Source organism: Acinetobacter rongchengensis (assembly GCF_003611475.1).
GTDB classification, from domain to species: Bacteria; Pseudomonadota; Gammaproteobacteria; order Pseudomonadales; family Moraxellaceae; genus Acinetobacter; species Acinetobacter rongchengensis.
On the sequence record NZ_RAXT01000037.1, the window covers coordinates 24,207 to 32,936 of the forward strand.

At 36.5% G+C, this 8,730-nt stretch carries 7 protein-coding genes; all 7 read right to left on the minus strand.

Features of this window, described 5'->3' with window-relative positions; all coding sequences use genetic code 11:
• Nucleotides 1-292: 292 nt before the first annotated feature.
• The 7 genes from D7V20_RS13980 to D7V20_RS14010 all read right to left on the minus strand — a co-directional run bounded on the left by D7V20_RS13980 (nt 293) and on the right by D7V20_RS14010 (nt 8,576).
• Nucleotides 293-1,378, minus strand: coding sequence for a hypothetical protein (locus tag D7V20_RS13980; RefSeq protein ID WP_120384801.1), 1,086 nt, complete (start codon nt 1,376-1,378; stop codon nt 293-295).
• A gap of 110 nt (nt 1,379-1,488) precedes the next feature.
• Nucleotides 1,489-3,894, minus strand: a complete 2,406-nt coding sequence (locus D7V20_RS13985; RefSeq protein WP_120384802.1) for a YgiQ family radical SAM protein — start codon at nt 3,892-3,894, stop codon at nt 1,489-1,491.
• A gap of 186 nt (nt 3,895-4,080) precedes the next feature.
• Nucleotides 4,081-5,301: an MFS transporter gene (locus D7V20_RS13990; protein ID WP_120384803.1), complete on the minus strand. Its 1,221-nt coding sequence runs from the start codon at nt 5,299-5,301 to the stop codon at nt 4,081-4,083.
• Nucleotides 5,302-5,418: 117 nt separating this feature from the next.
• Nucleotides 5,419-5,841 carry an NUDIX hydrolase gene (locus tag D7V20_RS13995; protein ID WP_120384804.1) on the minus strand — a complete coding sequence of 141 codons (423 nt, stop codon included), beginning with the start codon at nt 5,839-5,841 and terminating at the stop codon, nt 5,419-5,421.
• A 154-nt stretch (nt 5,842-5,995) separates the two neighbouring features.
• Nucleotides 5,996-6,391: a tautomerase family protein gene (locus D7V20_RS14000; RefSeq protein WP_120384805.1), complete on the minus strand. Its 396-nt coding sequence runs from the start codon at nt 6,389-6,391 to the stop codon at nt 5,996-5,998.
• A gap of 329 nt (nt 6,392-6,720) precedes the next feature.
• Complete coding sequence (locus D7V20_RS14005) at nt 6,721-7,863, minus strand: PQQ-dependent sugar dehydrogenase (RefSeq protein WP_120384806.1); 1,143 nt, start codon at nt 7,861-7,863, stop codon at nt 6,721-6,723.
• Nucleotides 7,864-8,009: 146 nt separating this feature from the next.
• On the minus strand, nt 8,010-8,576 hold the full coding sequence (locus tag D7V20_RS14010; RefSeq protein ID WP_120384807.1) for a DUF4256 domain-containing protein: 567 nt from the start codon (nt 8,574-8,576) through the stop codon (nt 8,010-8,012).
• Nucleotides 8,577-8,730: the final 154 nt, after the last annotated feature.

Here is an 8,730-nt window from a genome sequence, read left to right on the forward strand (position 1 = left end):
ATGTGATTTAAGTCTCGGTTTTAATTATAAATTCAATCATAGCTTTATTTTATTCACTTATCTTGATTCATAAATGAATATGTTATAGCTATTGTTATACTCATTTTTATTTTGAAATACAACTTAATCCGATAAATTTACGGCAATTTTGTCTAACAATTTATACGACTTTTGTTTGATTTTTACTCAATTTTTTACCCACAGTTCTAAAGAAGTTATCCACAGTTTTGGTTATTTTTGACTCAAGAATTGATTTTTATAAAAAAAGGATGCTTTCGCATCCTTTCTTTTATCATGCAATTTTTTCAGCACATACATCAAAACCTGTCATTTTTTTTAGTTTTACTTTTAAGTCATCAAGGATGAATTGCTGAAAATTCTCATTCGTACTATCTGAAAAAATGATTTCAATCGTACCTAAACACTCTATATATACGAATATATGCCCTGCCAAGTTACAGGTATATAAGTTAGTGTCCTCTTCATCCTGCACAGTAAATGAGTCTAGGCTCGGTCTATATAAATCTTTATAGACTTGGTAATTAGGTAAATAGTCTAAGGACTCAATCATATCAATTTTAGTTTGAATTAGTTTTTCTGGGTCTTCTTCATCCCAAAGTAAACTTCTACATTCATATAGTGGTAATTCCTGTCTTAAATCTTTTAAAAATATATTCCAATGTGAATATTTCTTTTGCTCTGGAAAACTCCATATAAATGTACGAATATTCAATTGCCATTTATATAAATTTCGAATGAATTGACCGTTCTGAATAGTAATTCCTTTAGAAAACTCAATAATATCATCAGTAATCAATTCAGCAATTTGATCATTTAACCAAGATGGCATTAAACCTAAACATTCGATTTCTTTAATTCTCATCGTATCCAAATCAAGCTGATACACCGTAGTCACATAATTTTTTCTAAAGTTTGAATAACCTAAATTTCCAACAATAAAAATCGAATGTGTTTTAGGATCATAAGTTGCACTATGAAAATCTGTTGCTGGAAATTCCTCGATGGAATAATTCCATAATTGCATCTCACCACTCGGCTTCTGAATAACAACATCATTATAAATTTTGAAGTCTGGATCATAAAAATCTTCATATTCGCCACCAATAAAAATTTTTGTCCCATCAGGTAATAAGGTTTTTGTTTGCCCCATCCGACAATAAAATGTCCAAATGGGCTGTTCGATCGTATAACCAAGTTCATTCAGATGGCATCTTATTTCGTAAGGTGAAAAATCCTTATGCATGCGCCATTGAAAAATATCTTCATGATTTATTTGTGGTGAATGTGGATAGTGATGATTTGTTAATGTATCAACTTCAATTTGAGTAAATTGACGATCAATTTTATTTTTGAACATTTTTAAAATTAAGAACTTAAACGTCCTTGAAAGGAATGTTCAATATATCTTTTGTTTAAAACTAAATCAATAAAAAAAGGATGCTTACGCATCCTCTCTCATTTCAAAAACTAAGCTCGACTCTTCGGCTTAGCCTTGCCTTTGCTATTGCCACCAAACGTTTTTTTGTCACCTGTTTCACGTGGTGGCAGTCCTGTATGTTGCGTCAAAATCTGACCACGTTCAGGACGCTTTTTGGTATTCGATGGACGTGATTGATTTTTCGCTTGTTGATTACGATGATCACCATTACGTTTTTGTGAATCACCATCGACAGTTGAATTCTTCTTACGAGCAGACTGATACTGACCTTCTGTACCTTGCGGTTGGTAGGTCGGAATCAAATGCTGCTTCGAATTACCAATTAAATCTTGGCGACCCATTTCTTTTAAAGCTTCACGAAGTAATGGCCAGTTATTTGGATCATGGTAACGCAAGAACGCCTTATGCAGACGACGACGCTTCTCACCTTTCACAATATCAACATCTTCAGTATAACGCGCCACTTTTGCTAATGGGTTTTTACCCGTGTGATACATGGTCGTTGCTGTGGCCATTGGCGATGGATAAAAGGTTTGTACTTGATCGGCACGGAAACCATTTTTCTTCAACCAGATCGCCAAATTCATCATATCATATTCAGTCGTACCTGGATGCGCTGCAATAAAGTACGGAATGAGATATTGTTCTTTGCCTGCTTCTTTACTGAAACGATCAAACATTTGCTTGAAACGATCATAGGTTCCGATTCCCGGTTTCATCATCTTCGACAATGGACCTTTTTCGGTATGCTCAGGCGCAATTTTTAAATAACCGCCAACGTGATGCTGAACCAATTCCTTCACATATTCAGGGTTAAGTACCGCTAAGTCATAGCGTAGACCAGAACCAATCAGAATCTTTTTAATGCCTTTGAGTTCACGCGCTTTACGATACAACTGCGTCAAAGGAGCATGATCCGTATGTAAGTTTTGACAAACACCCGGATAAACACACGATGGTTTACGACAGTTCTTTTCAATTTCAGGGTCTTTACAATGCAAACGATACATATTTGCAGTTGGACCACCCAAGTCAGAAATGATCCCTGTAAACCCTGGTGCAGTATCACGAATCTTTTCAACTTCACGTAAAATTGATTCTTCAGAACGGTTTTGAATAATACGCCCTTCATGTTCTGTAATGGAACAGAACGTACAGCCACCAAAACAACCGCGCATGATATTGACAGAGAATTTGATCATATCAAATGCAGGGAAACGTGCATTCCCATAAGCAGGATGTGGCAGACGTGCATAAGGCAAATCAAACACATAGTCCATTTCTTCAGTAGTCAACGGAATTGGTGGAGCATTTAGCCAAACATCACGTTCACCATGCTTTTGCACCATTGCACGCGCATTTCCTGGATTGGTTTCAAGATGCAAGATACGATTGGCATGCGCATATAAAACTGGATCATTTGAAACATCTTCAAATGCAGGTAAACGAATCACCGCCAACTCACGTGGTGGTAATTTATGTTTAATCGCTTTAGATGCAGGCTGTAATTGAACAATTTGCGTATTTTCATCCAAATTATCCCCTTCACGGACAATCGGATTGGCAACAATTTCCTTTTGGAAATTCTGATATTGTGCCAGTGAATTACCTTTACCTTGCTCGATTTCACAACCATCCAAATCCTCAGTCATCACATAAGGATTGATGATCGGATCAACACGACCAATGCTATCGACATCGTTTGACGCAATTTCTACAAACTGTGCTTTAGATGCGCGGTTATTTTTATTGATAATAAATGCAGTACCACGAACATCAGTAATTTCGTGAATCTTTTGACCTTTAGCAAGACGATGCATCACTTCAACAATAGAACGCTCGCCATTACCATACATCAGCAAATCAGCTTTAGAATCCATCAATACTGAACGACGCACTTTATCTGACCAATAGTCATAATGGGCAATACGACGTAAAGAGGCTTCGATTCCCCCTAACAACACTGGAACATCTGGGAATGCTTCACGGCAACGTTGGCAATATACTGTTGCTGCACGATCAGGGCGTTTATTGGGTAAATTATCTGGTGAATATGCATCATCAGAACGGATTTTACGGTCAGCCGTATAACGGTTGATCATCGAATCCATATTGCCTGCTGTCACCCCCCAAGCAATATTCGGTTTACCCAAGACTTTAAATGCTTCAGCTGAAGTCCAATCGGGTTGCGCAATAATTCCGACACGGAATCCTTGAGCCTCTAATGTACGTCCGATAATGCCTGAGCAAAATGATGGATGATCAATATAAGCATCACCACACACCAGAATAAAGTCACAGCTGTCCCAACCGAGTAGATCCATTTCCTCGCGTGACATTGGCAAAAATGGTGCTGGTTCAAAGCAAGATGCCCAATATTTGTCATAATCAAACAACGCTGTAGGCGCTGTCTGAGCAGTATAAGCGGTAGACATGGCGAATTATCTCGATTGGCAGTTGGCGATCGGGAGAGATCTAAGATGAAAGCCGATCATTTTACCATGAATTATACTCATCTTGCTTGATTAAAAAACACTCAAAAACAAAAACATGTAAATTAATTTAGATTTGCCATCTATATCTGTTCAAAAACAGGAGATTTCATCTATTTTCAAAGCACTTTAAGATGAAATTTCCGTACGGGTTTGCAGCTGTTTCAGCTTAAAAGCGATGACCAAACCTAGGAGCAATACACCGCTAATCATCAGTGTCAGTCCAAACCATCCGTAATTTTCCCACACCAATCCGTTCGCACTCCCGAGTACACTGGATCCAAGATAGTAGCAAAACAAATAAAGTGAAGAACCCACAGCACGATATTGTAAAGACTGTACAGACACCCAACTGCTCGAAGTAGAATGCGCTGCAAAGAATGAAAATGTGAAAATAAACAGTCCGATCAAGATGACCCAAAGTGATGGAATTAACATGATCCACAAGCCAATGATCATGCTTAAAAACATGGCAATTAGTACTTTACTTCGTCCAAATTTTCGACTCCAGCTTGCTGCGCGTGGTGAACTATAAATCCCTGATAAATAGGCAATTGAAATCAGACCAATCCATGTTTGTGATAATTCAAAAGGCTTTTCTAAAAGATGATAACTCATGTAATTAAACACGGTCACAAAACAGCCCATTAAAATAAAGCCTTCTGCGAAAAGTAAACGTAGCTTTGGATCGGCAAGATTCTTTTTAAATGATTCAATAAAGCGTGAGAATTGAATCGGGTACGCTTTGAAATGTTTAGATGTTGGTAAAGCAATATAAAATGTGATCGCAATAAATAAATTGAGAACACCGATAATCATGGTTGCTGCTTGCCAGGAAATATAATCCAATAATACTCCCGCAATTAAACGTCCACCCATGCCTCCAATTGCTGTACCCGAAATATATAGCCCCATCGCAAAGCCAACATCTTTTTGTGCAATTTCTTCACCAATATAAGTCATGGCAACTGAAGCAACTCCACTTACCGCTAAACCAACCATCATTCGTGTGGCCAGAAAAACTTCCCAATAAGGTAAAAAAGCACTCATTAACAATAATATTGCTGTGGAAAATAAGGAAATTACCATAATCGGCTTACGACCAAAACGATCTGAAATAAGCCCTGCAAATAACAATCCTAAAGCCAATGCAATCGTTGAAAATGACAGTGGAAAACTACTATGTGTCGGTGTGACATGAAAGAATTTTGCCAAAAAGGGCATCATCGGTTGTACACAGTAGAGTGATGAAAATACTGCAAAACCTGCTAAAAATAGTGACAGTAAAATTGCAATAAAAGGTTTAGTACCGTATTCAATATAGACTGAGGATTCAGATATTTCAGACATAATCACTCCTTATGTCTGTTTAGTATACGCCTATTTTAATCAATTAATAAAAATAAACTCCAAAATATCAAACAAAATCTCATATTACGACAATTTAACAAAAATTATAAATTTTGATTATTTCACTACAATAATACTTTTCTGCAAAAATCTTAGTAAATTCTGAAAAATCGTATGCCATTCTTTTGTTGGTGGTGAAAATACAGGATGCCAAAAAAATTCTAAGGTTAATCCACCATCATCTGCACAATAATGGATCCACTCATCAGCAAGTATTTGATTAACCTGACAGAGGAACACGTACCAATCAGATCCAGCCTGTTGCGGAGAATAAACGCCAATAAACTTTTCAATGAGTACATTGTCTATTCCAGACTCTTCAAACAATTCTCTTAAAGTCGCACTCTCTAAGGACTCATCTTGTTCCACAGTCCCTTTGACGAACTGAATCCCTGCAAGAGGGTGTTTAAATACCAAAATTTGTAATTGTTCAGCTTGTTGTCTTAAAACAATAGGTACAACTTTTTTAATCATACTCATACTTTATTTACTCATGAGGCTAATGCCCATTTCATTTTATATCTACCTGTTCGCTCAATGATTTCATGAGTTAGACAAATCGCAAGTTGATTAATTGCAGTTACATGCTGAATTCCAATCCATTGATATTTAATTCTATTTTTCATGAAATATTCTATACTTCAATATTAAAGCCTAAACTCACATCACAGGCTGCCTGACCACCTTGAATCCCCCAATTTTCTGTTGGAATCTCGCGAAGTAAAATATTGATATGATCAGCTGGAATTCCTAAACTCGATAAATTTCTAACCATAGCCTGATATAGATGACGCTTTGCAACCAAAGAACGTCCAGCAAAACAGTCGATACTGATCAAAGTAAAATATTCTGGCTGTGATTTATCTGTTGGGCAGAGAAAACGATGTGGTGCATGAGCAAATAGACGAATATTGCGATCATGTTGTGGAATCATAAAAGCTTCTACCAAAGCAGAATGAACAGCCTCCATGAGTGCCAATTCTGTGTCTAAATCATATTGTTGTCTGACTTCAATTTGGACTGCAGGCATTTTTATTCTCTAATATCTATTTTTAGATCAAAAGATTAACGTACTATCTATACTTCTTTGTACGCCATAACGTACATATTATGAGGCGTTTTGCAGCTGTTCTGATTTCCACAAAATCGATATGATACTTACATAAAGAAACAGGACGTTTCAAATAACCCAAAATAACAACAATAAATAGGCAATCAACAAAATAGATGGACACATAAGTAGTCAACAGGCAGTTCACTACAATAATGAATAGATACGAAAAAGCCCCGACAGGATATCGGGGCTTTTTTATAGCAAATTGTTGAACTTGATTTTAATTTTAGGCTCAGTTTACTTTATTATTTAGGCAATAATCGCAATAAATGGGCATCTTTCCCATCCTCGAGCACCCAAAGACTGCCATCATGCGCAATGTCTAGATCACGAATTCTCTGTTTCATGTTTAAACGCTGAACTTCAATCACTGGAGTTTGAGCCGTATCAACCACAACAATTGATTTTGAAGATAAACCTCCAATTAATGCTTTATTACGCCATTGCGGAAACAATTTATCTTGGTAAAAAATCAAACTAGATGGAGAAATCACAGGTGTCCAACTGATTTCAGGCGCTTTGAATTCAGGGCGAGTATGGTGATCTGGAATAGCTAAGCCATTATAATGATCACCATTAGAAACAATAGGATAGCCATAATTCTCACCGCGAATCACCACATTTAACTCATCACCACCTCGAGGTCCCATTTCGACATCCCACAATTTACCTTGCGCATCAAAGGCAATACCCAAAGGATTACGATGTCCCAAAGACCAAACTTGCTTGGCAATATCACCCTGATTTATAAATGGATTGCCCTCAGCAGGACGACCATCATCATTTAATCTTAAAATTTTACCCAAATTTGATTGCATCTCTTGTGCAGGCTCAAATTTTTGCCGTTCGCCTGAACTGATCCACAACTTGCCATCTGGGCCAAAAAGAATACGATGTGAATAATGTCCTTGACCTGAAACCTTAGGGACTTGTTCCCAAATTCTGGTTATATTTTTTATTTTGGGGTTATGATCAACTACATCTAGTTCAGCACGTACCACAACAGCACCATAGCCACCTTTTCCTGCTTCCGCATAACTCAAATAAACCCACTGATTCTTTTCAAAATTTGGATGCAAAGCAATATCACCTAGCCCACCCTGTCCACCATATGCAACCTTTGGAATACCTGAAATATCAATACTTTGCCTTGTCTGAGGATTAAATAATTTAAGGTAACCTTTCTTTTCAGTAATAAGCAACCGACCATCAGCAAGCTGTGCCATTGCCCATGGTTCTTCAAAAGTTGCGATTTGTTCAGTTTGATAGTTTTGTTTAATCTGCGAAGGTTTTATTTGTGCAATAGCATCATTATTGGCATTACATGCAGTTAACAGACCACTGCAAAATAAAGAAAAGGCAGATATATGAATCAGTTTTTTTGGCATATTTTCTACTCTTTTATCTTGTATATAGTCTTAATTTAAAAATAACATCTATACAGGACAAATGGGCAATTCAATTGGTAACAAAAACTCTGGTTTTTTTAACCTTGAACATTCGATATTTTTCCAATCTTACTAGATTAAATCGCTCATTCAATATCTATAAATACTCTAAAACCTCGAGATGCATAATAAGATTGAGCACCATTATGATAAGTAAAAACTTCCCCATAACGGTAATCGCAAAACAATGCACCACCTTGATTACGAACAGCTTCAGGTGTTTTAATCCAACTCGATGTTTTATAATCAAAATTAAAAATAGTTTGTAAATGACGGTATTGTTGTTCTGATAATAGTTGTACACCCATCGCGCGAGCGACATCGATCACATTATTTAAAGGTTTATTCTCTTTACGTGCATCTAAAGCCTGCTGATCATAGCAAAGACTTCGACGCCCTTTAGGTGTCTCGATACAACAATCATAAAACCTATAAATACCATCGAATGCTATGGATAAAACAACATCAGGCTCACCTCCAGTACGTTCCATTTCATAAATAGACCATAGCTTTTCAGGATTATGCCTTAATCTTCCGTCAAGATCATTCCAATTTAAATTTGGATGACGATGCATATTCTGTTCAAATCTAATTTTTAATCTCGATAATAACTGCTGACTTTCTTGTGATGATAAGAGCTTAAATGTTTTCATGATTTAATCTTCATAGGCACTCAAATAGAATCTAGTCTATATGCAGCAAATTTGTGTTTTATTTTGAATCTAAACTTTTTTAATTTTTATATATTTAAACATATTAATAGTTTGCATAATTTTTACTGAGCAATATTCAATAACCCGCACCGAT